Raw genomic sequence first — 16,465 nt, 5'->3', positions numbered from 1 at the left:
TAACAAAACCACTCCCTCATGCAAAGGAACATCTTCATAGTCGTTCTGATCTTCCTGATCTTTTTTGTCATCTCCTTTCTGACCAACATCCTCGGTCCGATCATACCCGATATCGTCAAAAGCTTCGATCTCAGCATTGGTCTGGCGGGTTTCCTGCCTTTCGCATTTTTTGTCGCTTACGGCGTCATGTCGATTCCGGCGGGGTTAATGGTCGAGAAGTTCGGGGAAAAGATTATGCTGATCGGCGCGTTCCTGCTGGCATTTGGCGGAGCATTACTATTTGCATTGGTTCCCAGCTTTTCGATAGCGCTGTCTTCATTGTTCCTGATCGGCATTGGAATGGCCATTTTGCAGGTGGTTATAAACCCGTTACTGAGGGTTTCGGGCGGGGAAGAGAAGTTCGCATTTTACTCGGTCCTGGCGCAGCTGTTTTTTGGTGCAGCATCGTTTTTGAGCCCATTGCTTTACAGCTATTTAGTGCTCAATGTGCATTCGGGCAACTCCGGTTTTTTGATTGATATATTAAATAAACTGGTGCCCGCAGATCTGAAATGGGTGTCTCTCTACTGGGTTTTTGCCGTGATCGCGCTGGCGATGGTGGCGGTGATTGCAGTTGTAAAGTTCCCGAAAGTGGAATTGCTGGAAGACGAGCGGATCGATGTAGGCAAATCGTTCGGCGAGTTGGCTAAAAACAAGCTGGTATGGCTGTTTTTCCTGGGGATATTCGCCTATGTGGGTACCGAGCAGGGCATTGCCAACTGGATTTCACAGTTTCTGCAAACCTACCACGGAGTCGATCCGGCAACGACCGGCGCTTCTGTAATTTCCTATTTTTGGGGCTTGCTTACTATTGGTTGTTTCCTGGGATTGATATTGTTAAAAATCTTCGACAGCCGGAAAGTACTGGTTTTCTTCACCTGCGGCGGGATCGTATCCCTGTTAATGGCCTTATTCGGGCCAAAGGAAGTTGCTTTGATCGGTTTTCCGATGGCTGGGTTTTTCGCGTCGGTTATGTACTCGGTGATATTTTCACTGGCATTAAATTCGGTGCCGAAACATCATGGGACATTCTCTGGTATTCTCTGCGCAGGTATTGCCGGCGGGGCGGTCGTCCCGTTAATCGTCGGAGGGCTGGGAGAGTTGGTCGGGCTTCAATTCGCAATGCTTTTCCTGCTGATCCCGCTTGGCTACATTCTCAGCATTGGTTTATGGGCCAAGCCGCTGGTCAACAATGAAACCGTTTCGAGCGTTAAGGAGTTGTTCAAGCTGAGTTGACACACTTACATTTATGCACAAAATCATCCTCCTCCTAGATTTTGCCGAAGAATACAGCAAAAGCCTGATGAAGGGGATTAATGCGTATTCCAAAGAATTCGGTCCCTGGATCTTCTGCCGTATGCCGCTTTTCCACCGTGAAACGATCGGTATCGACGGCATCCTGAAATGGGCGCTGGAATGGGGTGCCGACGGGATTGTCGGACAATTATATAATAAGGAGATCGACAAGATCATCCGCGCCGGCATACCCGTCATCGCGCAGGACTTCAAAGAACGTTTCACTGAAATCCCCAACATTACTGGTGCCTACCACGAAGCCGGGCAAATGGGAGCCGATTACTTCCTGAAAAAAGGCTTTACCAACTTCGCTTTTTACGGTTTCAACGACATCGTATGGTCACGCGAGCGGGCAGAGGGCTTCGAAGAGCATTTGCGGAAAAAAGGGCATAAGGTGCATTACTTCGAGCATAAAAAAGCCCGGTCGACTGAGCTTTGGTATTACAAACCCAGCTCGCTGAGCCGCTGGCTGAAATCGCTCCCCAAGCCTATCGGCCTCATGACCTGCGACGATAACCAGGGCCAGCACATCACAGAGGCGTGCAGGCACGTGGGCATACGTATACCCGAGGAAGTGGCAGTTTTGGGTGTGGATAACGATGAAATGATCTGCGACCTGTCCGATCCGCCGCTTTCAAGCATTGCCTTGGATGTGGAGAAGGGGGGATATGATGCCGCAAAGCTGCTTGATTATATGATTAAGCACGGTACTTCGGAGTATTATGATATAATCGTAAAACCCACACAGGTCATTACCCGGCATTCGACGGACATTTACGCGACCAACGATGACCACATTGCCTCATCATTGAAATACATCCACCAGAATATCGACAAAAATCTGCATGTGGATGAAGTGGTGAAGCAGGTACCACTTTCGCGCCGCGCATTAGAAAAGCGCTTTCTGGAAATAACCGGTTACCCGATCTACAAGTACATTTTCAATCTCCGCATCGAGAAATTCACGCAGAAACTGCTCGATACCGATATGTCCGTGTTTGAAATTGCATTGGACATGGGGTTGGGGGATAGCAAAAATATAGCCCGCCAATTCAGGCAGGCTAAGGGATGCAGTCCGAGTGCTTACCGGAACAAATATCTGGCAGGCAAATGAGTTTATGAGTTGAGAGTTTATGAGTTGAGAGTTTAAAGTTCAGAGTTTGGATTTGAATACTCAACTCATAAACTCTAAACTCCTGAACTCATAAACTCTTTCACCAGATCACAATCCGGGACGAATCAGGGAGTATCATTTTACTACCGGGTCCACAGATCCAGGCGGCCTGGAATTCTTTCAGATGGGGCAGCGGGCCGTTGATGCGGTCACGCGCGGGTGAATGCGGGTCGGTTTGCACCTGGTTGCGCAATGCTTCGTCGGTGGTGTTCATATGCCATACCTGCGCCCAGCCGAGGAAGAAGCGCTGTTTCCAGGTAAATCCGTCGATTGGTGCAGGTTCTTTTCCGTTGAACGATTTTTCCAAAGCATAGTAGGCTAATGTCAAACCGCCGAGGTCGGCTACGTTTTCGCCGATGGTCAATGCGCCGTTGATCTTGAAACCGGGCAATGCTTCGATGCCGCTGAAATAGTCGATATAGCGTTTGGTCAGCTTGTCGAAATTGGCACGGTCGGAAGCGGTCCACCAGTTTTTGAGGTTGCCCTCATCATCGAACTGCGAACCCTGGTCGTCGAAACCGTGGGTGAATTCATGCCCTATCACAGCAATGATACCGCCATAGTTGATCGCATCGTCGGCATTGCGGTTGTAGAACGGCGGTTGCAGGATGCCAGCCGGGAATACCACCTCGTTGTTCAGCGGGTTGTAATAGGCATTCACAGTCTGCGGCGTCATAAGCCATTCTTTCTTATCCACTTCCTTGCCTATTTTCTCTATTTGCTCTTTATGTGCAAAAAAAGAAGCTGCGATCACGTTTTCAAAAAGCTTGTCCGGCGCAATTTCGATCGACGAATAATCCTTCCATTTGTCGGGATAACCGATTTTGTAGGTAAATGCTTTGAGTTTTTTATGGGCCTTCGCCTTGGTGGAATCACTCATCCAGGTCAGCTTATCGATACGCTCGCCATACACGGTACGCACGTTCTCGATCATTTCAGAAACCTTCTTCTTATCCTCTTCCGGGAAGTATTTCTTCACAAACAGCTTACCCAGCGGCATACCCAGCAAACCATCGGTCGAACGGATTGCACGTTCCACACGGCCTTTCTGCTGCTTGGTACCACGCATTACCGTGGCGAAAAAGCGGAAGTCTTCCTGATCGAACTTCTTGGGCAGGTAACCCGCGAAGCGCGAGAGCAGGTGCCATTTGGTATACAATTTCAAGGTAGCGATCGGCGTCGTTTTCAGGAGCTTGTTCAGGTTTTGCAAATAAGGTTTGTTCTGAACGATAACCGTATCCGTCTTGACGTCCTGCTTATCCGCAAAGGTCTTCTGGTCAAAATCGGGGATCAGCTTTTCGAAATCGGCGAATGCCATTTTGTTGTAAGTCTTCACCGGGTCGCGTAGCTCCACGTTGGTGAGTTGCAGCTTTGCCACCTTGGTTTCGAAATCCAGGATCGTTTGGCCTGGATTTGCATCAGGAAATCCCGCCATCGAGAACATTTTGTCGACATGCTTCACAAACTCGCCGCGCACTTTCACGGTGCTGGAATCGGGGCGATCATAATAGCTGCGCTCACCGAGGCTCAGCCCGTCCTGGCCCTGATACAGGATATTAACCTTGCTGTTTCTCAAATCACCCTCTACACCGAAGCCGGTTACGGTTTCCACACCGACCTTCTGCATTTCGCCGGTTACAGCAGCGAGGTCTTTTAGCGAAGTTACGGCATTGATTTTGTCGAGGTAAGATTTCAAAGGCTCCAATGCGCGTTTTTCCACCGTCGCCGTGTCCAGGAACGATTGGTAGTAGTCGGCGATCTGCTGTTCTTCGGAGCCTTTCTTACGGTCCTGGACTTTGGTAATCTCTTCGATAATGCCTTTCAGGCGGACTTCCTTGTTCTCTTTATCCAGAATGCCAAATGCGCCCCAGCGACTTTCAGTGCCGGGGATCGGATTTTTCTTTTTCCAACCACCATTGGCATACGCATCGAAGTCGTCACAAGCTTTGGCGGACGAGTCGAGCGAACTCACATCGAAGCCGGGTACTTTGGTGGTGTCGGTCTCTTCCTTTTCTTTTTTACATCCTGCCAGGCTCACCACTAGGGCCAGGGCGGCAACACGGAATGCGGCTGATTTCATTTTTTGTGTATTTGTTTTTGAAGTATATAAAATGACTTAGTGAATGCCACCCATCCAGCCCTTGATCGGCTTCCAGAACACCAGCAGGATCAGACCGAATACAGTCGTGATCATGGCTACCTGATTGAATAGCGCCGGCATTTGAAGGATGTTGGATTCATCGAAACCACCTGCGAATATCCCGGCAATGAGATTACCCAATGAAGCGCCCACGAACCAGATACCCATCAGCTGACTGACGTAACGCTTAGGCGCCAGCTTAGTATACGAACTCAACCCGACAGGACTTACACAAAGCTCACCGATCGTATGCAGGAAGTAGGTAAAAGTGAGGAAAAACGGCGAAGCAAGTTCACCTTTAACGGCAATATTGGAAGCCGCTACCATTACAAAAAAGCTCAGGCCCAGTAATATCAAACCCATCGCGAATTTGACGGGAATGGAAGGGTTCCGGTTTTTGGCTGAAAGCGATATCCACAGACTGGCCAATACCGGGGCAAAAATCAATACAAAGGTAGGCTGGAAATTCTGGAACCAGCTGGATGGCACTTCCCACCCGCCGATCATCCTTTGGGTATGGCGTTCGGCAAAGATCTGCAGCGAGGTTCCGGCCTGCTCATATCCTGCCCAGAACAACGCAATGGCCAGGAAGAGAATGATCAGCACGCCTACGCGGTACTTTTCCACGCGTGTGAGCCCGCCCGCGATGAGAATAAACAGAAAGTATGCAGCGGAAATAGATACGATGATAATTCCGGCGCCCTGCGCGAGGCCCTGGGCCGTTGTCATATTAATAGTACCTGTTGTTTGCAGCACGACGAGGAATACCACAAGCAATGCAATCAATCCGTAGCCGAGCATTTTGTTGTTGCCCGATGCCTGTTCAACGGCTTTTTCACCGGGATCTTTCGCCGCCGGAACGTCTCCAAGGCCTTTCAGGTATGTGGCGCTTCCATATCGGAATACGATCAGGCCGAGTAACATTCCGACCGCAGCCGCACCAAAGCCCATATGCCAGTTGATCTTTTCTCCAAGGTAACCCACGATGGCAATACCCAGGAACGAGCCCAGGTTAATTCCCATATAAAAGATCGAGAATGCCGCATCGCGCCGGGCACCGCCCTCAGGATAAAGCTCACCTACAATGGAACTGATATTCGGTTTCAAAAGTCCGGTACCAACGGCGACGGTGCAGAGGCCGAGAAAAAAGATGGCTGAGCCCGCCGGTATTGCCAGGATAATGTGCCCCAGCATAATGACGATACCTCCATACCATATCGCTTTTTTCTGTCCCAGGATATTATCCGCCAGCCAACCGCCGGGCAGCGTGAGCAGGTATACCGATGCCGTATAAAGACCGTAAACGGCCGTCCCTTCGGCCGCACTCATTCCCATTCCACCTTTGATGTTATCAAGTAGAAAAAGCAGAAGAATGGCTCGCATGCCATAGTAGCTGAAACGCTCCCACATTTCGGCAAAGAACAAGACATACAGTCCTTTGGGGTGTTTTTGGGAAATCTGTGAAGACATAGAAGAGAAGTGTTTTATTTGGTTTTTGGGGTTGTAAACAATACGTTTTTATCGTGCAAGATAGGAATTATGGGTAAATATCAATCAACAGGCAAAATAAAAGCGGTAGCAGTTTGTATCAACTGCTACCGCTTCGAAAACGGTCCGGACGACTGGTTATTTAACGGAGAAAGAGCCTTCCCCGATCGAAAATCCTTCCGAATAGAGTTCTATGGTGTACTTGCCCGATGTGAATGGTGCGTCGCGGTCGTAGAGGATGCTTACGTCCTGGTTATTGTTGGTATATGTTACATCCTTGCTGATGGTGTAACCCTGTTCCTGGCCATTGTACTGAAATACACCGGAGCCGGTTTTGGTATCCGAGATAGTCGCACCGCTTGGATCGATAATGCGCATGTAAATTGTTTTGTCGTCGGTCATCGTGAGCGGGTTCTTTTCGAGAATGAAGTCCACGCGTACTTTGTCCACTCTTTTGGATTTGACATTTTCGCCCTCCCGGATCTTGCCTTTGGACGATACCGCGTATACTTTCACATTACGCGCCCGCAAAGCCGCTGCCATGGTTACTTTCGATTCGAGCTCGGTCTTTTGCGCTACTACGCCGCTCAGTGAGTCGCGTACTGCCTGGCGGCTGGTTTGCAACTCGTTCTTTTCTTGGGTAAGGCCTTCATTCTGGCTGATCAACTGCTGGTTTTCTTCCCGGAGCTGAGCGATCTCAGTGTCCTTTTTGGTGAGAAATTCCTCATATTCCTTGATTTTCCGACCCATCGACACATTGCCTTTGCGCAATGCAGCCCGGTCGCTTTCGAGTGAGGCTTTCACTTTTTGCAGTTCGGCGATATCGCCGCCAAGTCCTTGTACTTCGAGAATGCGTGCGTCCAACTGCTTGGAGATGGAATCCAGCTTGATTTCGGAGGTTGCCAACTCTTGCACCCGTGCTTCCAGGTCAGTTTCCTGCTTTTGTGTGATGTTGTGTTCTTTATAATAGAGGTACCCGAACACTGCTGCAAGGATGGTCATGAGGATCAATCCTATGACCAGACCGGTATTGCTTTTCCTTTCCATAAAACTTTGTTTAGGTTTTGGTGATATAATTTATGGGTTCTGTACCAAAAAGCGTGCCACTACTATACGTCAGGGCTGGGTGTTAAAGCGAAAGCGGGCAGAAGACTATGCTCCTGCCCGCTTTTGAATGGCCATTGTTTGAAATACTAATAATCGCCGCCGGCGCCACCGCCACCAAAACTGCCTCCGCCAAAACCGCCGAAGCCACCGCCGTCACCTCCTCCGAATCCGCCCCAGTTTCCTGAGGAACTCCCACGGCCGGAATGGGTGGTGTAGGGAAAGAAAATGGGTGGAATACCGGTATCACGATAGCCGCGGTTACCTCCGCCGCCACCCCTGTTTCGGAACATGATGATGAGGATGATAATGAATATGATCCCGACAATTAGCAGGGGAGGGAAGCCGCCACCATCTCCGCTATCCTCCTTCGGATCGGCCTTGTACTCGCCCGACGCGTACTTGAATATCATGTCGACGCCGTCGCTGAGGCCCTGGTAAAATTGTCCGGCCTTGAACCGCGGTGTGATGACTTGCGAAACAATGCGTTTGGCGATCGCGTCGGGGACTGCGCCTTCGAGGCCGTAACCTGTGGCGATGAATACTTTTCTTTCCTTCGGTGCCCAAAGCAACACGATACCGTTGTTCTTGCCCTTTTGGCCCACACCCCATTCGGTACCCAGTTTGAAAGCGTAGTCGGCAATGGGGTAGTCGCCCAATGTCGGAACGGTTACGATCACGATCTGGGAGGATGTGGAGTCGTTGTAAGCGATCAGCTTTTGTTCCAGCATTTGCCGTTCGCTGGGGTTAAGCTGGTTGGCAAGATCGTTGACGAGCCTTGGCGGGTCGGGTTTGGGAGGAATATCCTGTGCCTGCACACCGGTTAGTGTCGCGACGGCGAGCAGTAGGTAAATGATGAATTGCCTCATAGTTAATGGCCGAACGAAATATCATCCGGAAGTTCGTTGATGTCGCCGGACTGGTAGGGAAAGTGTTTTTTCAATTGCAGACCGGCTTCCTGAATGCCACGGCTAAGCCCTTCCTTAAATTCCCCGGCCCTGAAATGATTTCGGAGAAGCTCTTTGGTGCTGTCCCAAAAATCGGGATTTACCTTTTCATCGATCCCCTTATCGCCGAGTACGGCGAATTTCCGGTCTTCGTAGGCAAGATAAAACAGTACTCCGTTGCGTTCCGCGGTTTGGTGCAGGTTTAAAAACAGGAACACCTCCTTGGCGCGCTCCATGACGTCCGGCAGGGGACATTTCTTTTCGATATGCACTTTTACTTCCCCGGAAGTCTGTTTTTCTGCTTCCTGAATAGCCTCAATAATGTATTGCTGCTCTTCTTCCGTGAAAAATAGGGGTTCGGTTGCCATGGAGCCGGGTTGATACGGATTGAGGAAAAACACGGCGCCGGGTACGAAAGGCACCCGGCGCTAAACTTAGAATTGTACGGTAGGCGCCTTCTCGGAACCCGGGGCGGCGGTGAAATAGCCTTTCTGGGAGAAGCCGAACACCCCGGCGAAGAGGTTGGTCGGGAAGGTACGCACCTCCTGGTTATAGTCTTTCACGACGGTATTGAACTTGCCGCGTTCCACCGTAATGCGGTTTTCAGTGCCTTCGAGCTGAGCTTGCAGTTCGAGAAAGTTCTGGTTGGCTTTCAGTTGAGGATATTGTTCAACCGAAACAAGCAGGCGTGACAATGAACCGCTCAACTGATCCTGCGCCGCCTGGAACTTGGCGATGTTTTCGGGAGTAAGCTGGTCTGCACTGATCGTGGTTTGCGTGGCTTTGCTACGCGCCTCGATCACGGCTGTCAATGTGCTTTTTTCAAAATCGGCAGCTCCCTTCACCGTATTTACCAGGTTGGGAATAAGGTCGGCGCGGCGCTGGTACTGGCTTTCTACCCCGGCCCATGCTTCTTTTACAACCTCATCTTTCTGTACGAGGCCATTATATTTACCGCAGCCAACGAATCCGAGAATCAGAACAACGACGATAACTGCAATGAGTCCTTTTGACATTTTAATATTCAGTTTAGAGTTATTGAATGTGATTCAAAGTTGACCAAAGCTAGCAAAATCTGTTAGAAAATCTACATAGCCGGTCTCCCGAGACGATATTACCTTGTTTGTGCGGGATCAGTCTTCGCCGACACCGGCTATGGTGTTCCAGCGGCCCCAGTTGACGGACGCTTCGTAGTCCAGCAGCAGGCTTTCAAAATACATCGCGCCCCAGGTCCAGTTGATGTCCAGGTCGTCGACCAGGTATTTCGCCGCGACCTCACGCTCCGATGCCGTAATGAAACCGGTTGTAGTAAGTTTCCGGATAATAGCATTGATAGCCCCGCTTTCTGTTTCTCCGTTTGTCCATTTCTCAAATAGGGCGTTATCGTTCTTCCATCGACGGTCAAAATGGTGTCTGACACCGCTCGGTTTGAACATTCGCGGCCCGTACCGTAGCAATGTCCAATGCAGGAATTCCCTTTTAAGCAAATTGGTAATGATGGCATCTTCCGTTACCGCGTGCGACTGGGCGGTTTTTACACTACGATAAATGTAAGATGCCGAAATGCAGCCCAGCGAAAGCCAGTCGGAAAGCCGGGTATCGGTAAGGGGCTCGGCCGAAGGGTAGGCGATGTCCTTTTTTACATATTGTTCCACATATTCCTTTAAGCCAGCGAGTGCAAGTGTTTCTCCTCCGGGTGATACGTGCGCCGTTTCTGCGGGTATTTCATTCGGATCGATTCCAAGCTCAGGTAACCCCGGAATGGCACCAGCCTCGAAGTCTACCGGTAATGTGATCTTCTCCGGCGTTGGGAACTGATCCTTTATTTTAAGATCGTTGCTCAATAAGCGTTCAAAGTCGGGAAAACCGGAGGGGAGCTTGGATACCGGAAACGGCAAGTCGAATGCGTTGATCATCGTGTCCATCCAGAACAGCTTGATGTCGACGTTAGCCGTTTTGAGGTTTTTACTCAGTGATGATTCAATGCGGGTTTCTTGCGGGGCAATTTCTTTGCTGGTGTAAACATAGTCTGCATTAAAATCTTCGGCGAGCTTGGCAATGATGGTCTCGGGTGTGCCTGAGCGAATAAGCAGGTCACCACCTTTTTGCCGTATATTTTCGCGGAGCTCGCTTACTGCCTCGATGAGAAATCGTCCGCGTAATGCGCCTGTCCGGCGGAAGCCGAGCTTTGTTTTTTCAAATTGACGGGCATCAAAAACATATACGGGAAGGATTTCGTCGGCGGCAGCCACAGCTGAAAAAAGTGCCTGGTTGTCTTTCAACCTCAAATCATTCCTGAACCAATAGATTATGCGTCGGGCCATTTATACTATACTGATAATTACTCTTCGGGATATATTATGAAATGCAAGTATACAAAAAATGGCCAGGATGGCTCGGGCCATATGAGAAAAGCCCGCTGCGAAATCGATCGGTTCGCAACGGGCTTTTTCTACGGTTGAATAAATCAATAACTCAGGATTGTGAATTCGGTGCGACGGTTGCGCTGGTGCTCTTCCTCTGTTTTGGCATTCGGCACAATGAGCTCCCTTTCTCCGTAACCTTTTGCCTCCATCCTGTCGGCTTCGATACCTTTGGAGTTGAGGTAGGCGACCGCGGATTCGGCGCGGTTTTGCGAGAGCGTCATGTTATAGGCGTCTGTTGCGCGCGCATCCGTGTGAGAGCTGAGCTCAATGGTCATCGTCGGGTTATCTTTCAGGATTTGAACGAGTTTGTCAAGCTCCACCGCGGCATCCGGGCGAATATTGTATTTATTCAAATCGTAATAAATGTTTTCCAAAACGAAGGTCTTGTTCAATTCCAGCTTGTCGAGCTTGATAGTTACATTAAATGTCGTATCCGTCAGTTCTTTCGTCAGGAATATCGGCGGAATGTTTCGCCCCGACATGGAGAACGGCTCTCGTTTGCTGATATAGCCTTTACGCTGCACGAGCAACTGGTAAGATTGGCCTTCTTCCACTGGCTGCCGACCAAACTTGCCGTCTTTCGCCGTTGGGAATTCCGCGATTTGCGTATCCGAGGTATCAGGCAGAATGCGTACCACCGCCGAATCGATCGGGGTGGGTGTTTCTCCATTGGCAATAACAGTTCCGGCCAGGAAGTAACGCACTACTTTCCTTTTACCATTAATATAGTTCGGGTTGTTGGGATTAAGCGGGTCGTTCGGGTCGGTATGTTTTGCGACGGTTGTCGTATCCTCTTCTTCCGGTGCCGCGAAGTAATAAATGTCATCGTCGCCCTTGCCGCCATCGCGGTTTGAAGCAAAGAAGCCTTTTTTCAGGTTTTGGTAAAATACCAGTCCAAAATCATCTTGCGGGCTGTTAAATGGCAGCCCCATGTTTTCGATCGTGATCACACCCTGTGTCCTGGTTGCTGAAAAGAGATCGAGTTTACCGAGACCGGGATGGCCGTCGGAAGCAAAGTAGAGCTTTCCTCCTTCGGCTACATACGGGAACATATCGTCGCCGGCCGTGTTAATGTCCCTGCCCATATTCACCGGGCGGCTGAACCGGCCGGACGCGTCCATATTGGTACGGTAAATGTCGATACCGCCCACACCGCCTGCACGGTTGGATGCGAAATAGAGTGTTTTGCCGTCTCGCGAAAATGCGGGGGAGCCGTCCCATGCGAGCGAGTCATTGACCGGAAGGGGAGCAGGAGGCGTCCATTGACCGTTGATATTGCGGCTCATGTAAAGGTCGACATCGACGCTGCTGTTTTTCTTGCCGGTATTTCCTCTTGCGAAAACCAGCGTCTTGCCATCCGGGGAAAACGCCGGTGAACCTTCGTTAGCATCCGGAGAGAAAATGTCCTGGCTGAACAAAACAGGATTTCCCTGCGTGTTACCGGGATCCGATGCAATGTTGATTTTATACAGGCCCAGCATTGGCTGGCCGTTGTTCTTATAAATCTTTTCCTTTTTGGAAGAAGAGAATACCAGCTCGCTGCCAATTATCGTGGGTGCGAACTCGGCGCCGACAGTGTTCAACGGAAGGTCTTTCAGCGCGACTTCCATTTTAGTTGATTTCAAACGGTCGGCAATGCGGATGATCTCGACTTCCCGTGACGCTCTTTCCTGCAAGTTCTGCGGGACATTCGGGCTTTTGGCAAATGCGGCAAACTGTGCGGAAGCTTCATCATATTGCCCGGCGGTTTTTAATGCATATGCATATTGAAACTGTGCGTCAGCATTGGTAATACCGCCGTCGATGGCTTTTTTGTAGTAGGGAATGGCTTCCTTGAAACGGTTGGAGAGGCGGTACGACTCTGCGATCAGGTAGCTCGTCTGTACGGGCTCGATATTAGCCTCGGCCGCTTTCTGGAAACCCTTGATGGCGAGGTCGTATTCTCCGTTCGCAAACTTCTTTTGGCCGTCTTTATATGCCTGCATCGCCGAGTTGCAGCCGGACAAGTATAAACAGATTGCAAAACAAACTATGAGAGTAAAGTAACTCCGTAAAAGTTTCATAATGTAGAGTATAAAATCAAACGATTCGACGCGCACTGGGTTTCTGAAAAACAATACTAATAAACAACGATTGGAAATAAAATTCAGGATACTATATAGGAAGAATTTTATTCAAAAAATGAGCTTTTTAGGAATTTCAGGTGCATTTGCCCGCCAAAACCAGCCATTCGTCCAAAACTCATCGGTTACTTCCTGTCTATTTCCTGACTGCCTCCTGACCACAACCTGACAATTCCTGACAAAGAATGGTGGGAGGCAAGTAAAAAAAGTTGTTAACGGTTTGTAAATCAAGGATAGATTATTACTTTTGCAGTCCGATTTTTCGGGAAAAGTGTTTATATAACAAACGATCGGTTAGGTAACCGAATCAAAATCAAATTGTTAAATGCCTACTATTTCACAATTAGTCCGTAAAGGTAGAGAGACCATTACATGGAAATCCAAGTCTCCGGCTTTGGATTCATGCCCTCAGCGCAGGGGCGTGTGCACCCGGGTGTACACAACTACGCCTAAGAAACCGAACTCCGCACTTCGTAAAGTAGCGCGTGTTCGTCTTTCGAACAACAAAGAGGTGAATGCCTACATCCCAGGTGAAGGCCACAACCTGCAAGAGCACTCGATCGTATTGATCCGCGGTGGTCGTGTGAAGGATTTGCCAGGTGTTCGTTACCACATCATCCGTGGTGCATTGGATACCGCCGGTGTTAACGGACGTAAACAACGCCGTTCTAAATATGGTGCGAAACGTCCGAAACCAGGACAAGCTCCGGCAGCGCCAGTAAAAGGTAAGAAAAAATAAAAAGTAACTCTCTCTGCTTTTATTAAGTAATTCAATTCTTATAAAAGGGAAGTAATCCTGGTAATTACCCCAGGGTGAATAAGTTGCAAAACGAAACCTCGTTAAAAACATTAAGACAAAATGAGAAAGTCGAAACCTAAGAAAAGATATATCCTCCCTGATCCTAAGTTCAGGGACGTACAGGTTACCAAATTCGTTAACAACCTGATGTACGAAGGAAAGAAGAGCATTGCCTTCACTATTTTCTACGATGCATTGGAGCTGGTTGAGAAAAAAACCAACGAAAATGGCCTTGAAACCTGGAAAAAGGCATTGAACAACGTAACTCCTTCCGTTGAGGTTAAGAGCCGTCGCGTAGGTGGTGCTACTTTCCAGGTTCCTACCGAAGTTCGTCCTGAGCGCAAGCAGTCACTGGGCATGAAATGGTTGATCAATTACTCCCGCAAGCGTGGCGAGAAGACAATGGTTGACCGTCTGGCCGGCGAAATTATCGCTGCTGCAAAAGGTGAAGGTGCTGCTGTGAAGAAGAAAGACGATACGCACCGTATGGCAGATGCCAACAAAGCGTTCTCGCACTTCCGTTTCTAAGCGAAAGCGCAGACATATTAAGGTCGGGAGCTCGGTTTTATCCGGGTTCCCGATTTTTATTTTAAGGTTTTTATAAAAATAACTTTTCCTTAATTGTTTTTATAATCAACAATTTATACTTTTGCGCTCTGAATTTTGAAAACCAGTGGATTGCGCTGAGGGAAAAATTCAAACCGCTTCGCATAGAATTGCACTTTGAATATATAAAAACACATCACCATCTGTCATGGCACGTGATTTAAGATTAACAAGAAACATAGGTATTGCTGCGCACATTGATGCCGGTAAGACAACGACAACGGAGCGTATCCTTTACTACGCAGGGGTAAGCCACAAAATCGGAGAGGTGCACGATGGTGCAGCTACGATGGACTGGATGGAGCAGGAGCAGGAGCGTGGTATCACTATTACTTCCGCTGCTACGACTGTTAACTGGAACTACCGTAACGAAAAATACCACATCAACATCATCGATACCCCAGGTCACGTTGACTTTACCGTTGAGGTAAACCGTTCCCTTCGCGTATTGGATGGTCTTGTGTTCCTTTTTAGTGCAGTAGATGGTGTTGAGCCTCAGTCTGAAACAAACTGGCGCCTTGCTAATAACTATAATGTAGCACGTATCGGTTTCGTAAACAAAATGGACCGTTCCGGTGCTGACTTCCTGAAAGTTTGTACGCAGGTGAAAGAAATGCTGGGCAGCTACGCTGTACCTCTTCAATTGCCTATCGGTGCAGAAGATACTTTCCGCGGCGTGGTTGACCTCGTTAACTTCCGTGGTATCGAGTGGAACGAAGCTGATAAAGGTATGACTTTCACCGAGGTGCCTATTCCTGACGATATGATCGAGGAAGCTACCGAATGGAGAGAGAAATTGCTCGAAGCGGTTGCTGAGTTCGATGAAAGTTTGATGGAGAAATACTTCGAAGATCCTAACTCGATCACAGAAGACGAAATCCTTGCTGCATTGCGCGCTGCGACGATCAGCATGAAGATCGTTCCTATGGTTTGTGGTTCTTCTTTCAAAAACAAAGGGGTTCAGACAATGCTTGATTACGTGATGGCTATCCTGCCTTCACCATTGGATCGCGAAAGCATTATCGGTACAGATCCACGTACAGGTAACGAAATCAGCCGTCAGCCATCTGAAAAAGATCCTTTCTGTGCCCTTGCGTTCAAAATTGCAACTGACCCTTACGTAGGTCGTCTTTGCTTCATCCGTTCTTACTCGGGTGTACTTGAATCAGGTTCATATGTATTGAACAACCGTTCAGGAAACAAGGAGCGTATCTCCCGTATTTTCCAAATGCACGCTAACAAGCAAAATCAAATCGATAGACTTGAAGCAGGTGATATTGGTGCGGTAGTAGGTTTCAAAGATATTAAGACAGGTGATACCCTTTCAGAAGAAAAAGCACCGATCATCCTCGAATCAATGGTGTTCCCAGAACCGGTAATCGGTTATGCGATCGAGCCTAAGAAAGCGGCTGATAGCGATAACTTCTCGAAAGCAATCACCAAGCTGATCGAAGAAGATCCAACCCTTCAGGTTGAGTCTAACGAAGAAACTGGTCAGACGATCATCAAAGGTATGGGTGAGCTTCACCTTGAAATCATCATCGACCGTATGCGTCGTGAATTCAAAGTGGAAGTAAACCAGGGTGCTCCTCAGGTTGCTTACAAAGAGATCCTTACCAAGAATTACGAACACCGCGAGGTTTACAAGAAACAAACGGGTGGTCGTGGTAAATTCGCTGATATCGTATTCGAAATCGGACCACGTGATGACAACGAAGAAGGAAAAGAGCCGAAACAAGGTTTGCAGTTTGTAAACGAAGTAGTAGGTGGTGCTATCCCTCGCGAATTCATTGCTCCGGTTCAGAAAGGTTTCGAAGCTGCGATGATCAACGGTGCCCTTGCAGGCTATCCATTGGATTCGATGAAAGTGCGTTTGTTCCACGGTTCATTCCACGATGTCGATTCAGATTCACTCTCTTTCGAATTGGCTGCGAAGCTTGGTTTCAAAGAAGCTGCTCGTCACGCCGGATCGAAATTGATGGAGCCTATCATGCACGTGGAAGTTCTGACTCCTGACGAATACACCGGACCTATCACAGGTGACTTGAACCGTCGTCGTGGTATCATGCGCGGTATGGACACCCGTAACGGTGCCCAGGTTATCAAAGCTGACGTACCTCTTTCTGAACTGTTCGGTTATGTAACTGACCTTCGTACAATGTCATCGGGCCGTGCTACTGCATCCCTGACATTCGCTTACTACGAAATCGTACCTAATAACATCGCAGAAGGTGTTATCGAGAAGGCGAAAGGTCTCGTTAAAGCTTAATGCAATTCAATGCGTCACCGGGGCAGCCAGGTGACGCATTCTTTATAGATATCG

At 48.8% G+C, this 16,465-nt stretch carries 13 protein-coding genes; 5 read left to right on the top strand and 8 right to left on the bottom strand.

From position 1 onward, the window contains the following. The first annotated feature begins 18 nt into the window (after nt 1-18). Entirely contained in the window at nt 19-1,275 is a 1,257-nt protein-coding gene (locus AAHB90_RS24735) for an MFS transporter (RefSeq protein WP_342087906.1), read from the top strand. 13 nt (nt 1,276-1,288) lie between these two features. Further along, the gene (locus tag AAHB90_RS24730) at nt 1,289-2,449 is read left to right on the top strand and encodes an AraC family transcriptional regulator (protein WP_342087905.1); all 1,161 of its coding nucleotides are present in this window, start codon (nt 1,289-1,291) and stop codon (nt 2,447-2,449) included. Nucleotides 2,450-2,549: 100 nt separating this feature from the next. Here AAHB90_RS24730 and AAHB90_RS24725 read toward each other — a convergent pair whose 3' ends face one another. From AAHB90_RS24725 to AAHB90_RS24690, 8 genes are all read right to left on the bottom strand, one after another. After that, nucleotides 2,550-4,589 carry a M13 family metallopeptidase gene (locus AAHB90_RS24725; protein ID WP_342087904.1) on the bottom strand — a complete coding sequence of 680 codons (2,040 nt, stop codon included), beginning with the start codon at nt 4,587-4,589 and terminating at the stop codon, nt 2,550-2,552. A 36-nt stretch (nt 4,590-4,625) separates the two neighbouring features. Then, entirely contained in the window at nt 4,626-6,119 is a 1,494-nt protein-coding gene (locus tag AAHB90_RS24720) for a peptide MFS transporter (protein ID WP_342087903.1), read from the bottom strand. Nucleotides 6,120-6,275: 156 nt separating this feature from the next. Next, a complete protein-coding gene (locus tag AAHB90_RS24715; protein ID WP_342087902.1) occupies nt 6,276-7,184 on the bottom strand; it encodes a hypothetical protein in 909 nt (302 codons plus the stop codon). Between the two features lie 146 nt (nt 7,185-7,330). Continuing rightward, on the bottom strand, nt 7,331-8,110 hold the full coding sequence (locus tag AAHB90_RS24710; RefSeq protein ID WP_342087901.1) for a TPM domain-containing protein: 780 nt from the start codon (nt 8,108-8,110) through the stop codon (nt 7,331-7,333). Nucleotides 8,111-8,112: 2 nt separating this feature from the next. Then, a complete protein-coding gene (locus AAHB90_RS24705) occupies nt 8,113-8,556 on the bottom strand; it encodes a TPM domain-containing protein (RefSeq protein WP_342087900.1) in 444 nt (147 codons plus the stop codon). A gap of 66 nt (nt 8,557-8,622) precedes the next feature. Beyond that, a complete protein-coding gene (locus AAHB90_RS24700) occupies nt 8,623-9,204 on the bottom strand; it encodes a LemA family protein (RefSeq protein ID WP_342087899.1) in 582 nt (193 codons plus the stop codon). A gap of 117 nt (nt 9,205-9,321) precedes the next feature. Next, nucleotides 9,322-10,512, bottom strand: coding sequence for a deoxyribodipyrimidine photo-lyase (locus AAHB90_RS24695; RefSeq protein WP_342087898.1), 1,191 nt, complete (start codon nt 10,510-10,512; stop codon nt 9,322-9,324). 143 nt (nt 10,513-10,655) lie between these two features. After that, complete coding sequence (locus AAHB90_RS24690; protein ID WP_446717926.1) at nt 10,656-12,620, bottom strand: OmpA family protein; 1,965 nt, start codon at nt 12,618-12,620, stop codon at nt 10,656-10,658. Between the two features lie 442 nt (nt 12,621-13,062). Between AAHB90_RS24690 and rpsL the strand changes: the two genes are divergently transcribed. From rpsL to fusA, 3 genes are all read left to right on the top strand, one after another. Beyond that, nucleotides 13,063-13,476 (top strand): 30S ribosomal protein S12, encoded by a 414-nt coding sequence (gene rpsL, locus AAHB90_RS24685; protein WP_026350530.1) that lies wholly within the window; start codon nt 13,063-13,065, stop codon nt 13,474-13,476. Nucleotides 13,477-13,596: 120 nt separating this feature from the next. After that, on the top strand, nt 13,597-14,064 hold the full coding sequence (gene rpsG, locus AAHB90_RS24680; protein ID WP_342087897.1) for a 30S ribosomal protein S7: 468 nt from the start codon (nt 13,597-13,599) through the stop codon (nt 14,062-14,064). Nucleotides 14,065-14,290: 226 nt separating this feature from the next. Further along, on the top strand, nt 14,291-16,411 hold the full coding sequence (fusA, locus tag AAHB90_RS24675; RefSeq protein ID WP_342087896.1) for an elongation factor G: 2,121 nt from the start codon (nt 14,291-14,293) through the stop codon (nt 16,409-16,411). The last annotated feature ends 54 nt before the right edge of the window (nt 16,412-16,465 follow it).

This window comes from Dyadobacter sp. OTU695, from assembly GCF_038440355.1.
GTDB lineage: Bacteria > Bacteroidota > Bacteroidia > Cytophagales > Spirosomataceae > Dyadobacter.
Note: the sequence above shows the minus strand (reverse complement) of the source record. Positions and strands in the feature narration are given on the sequence as shown.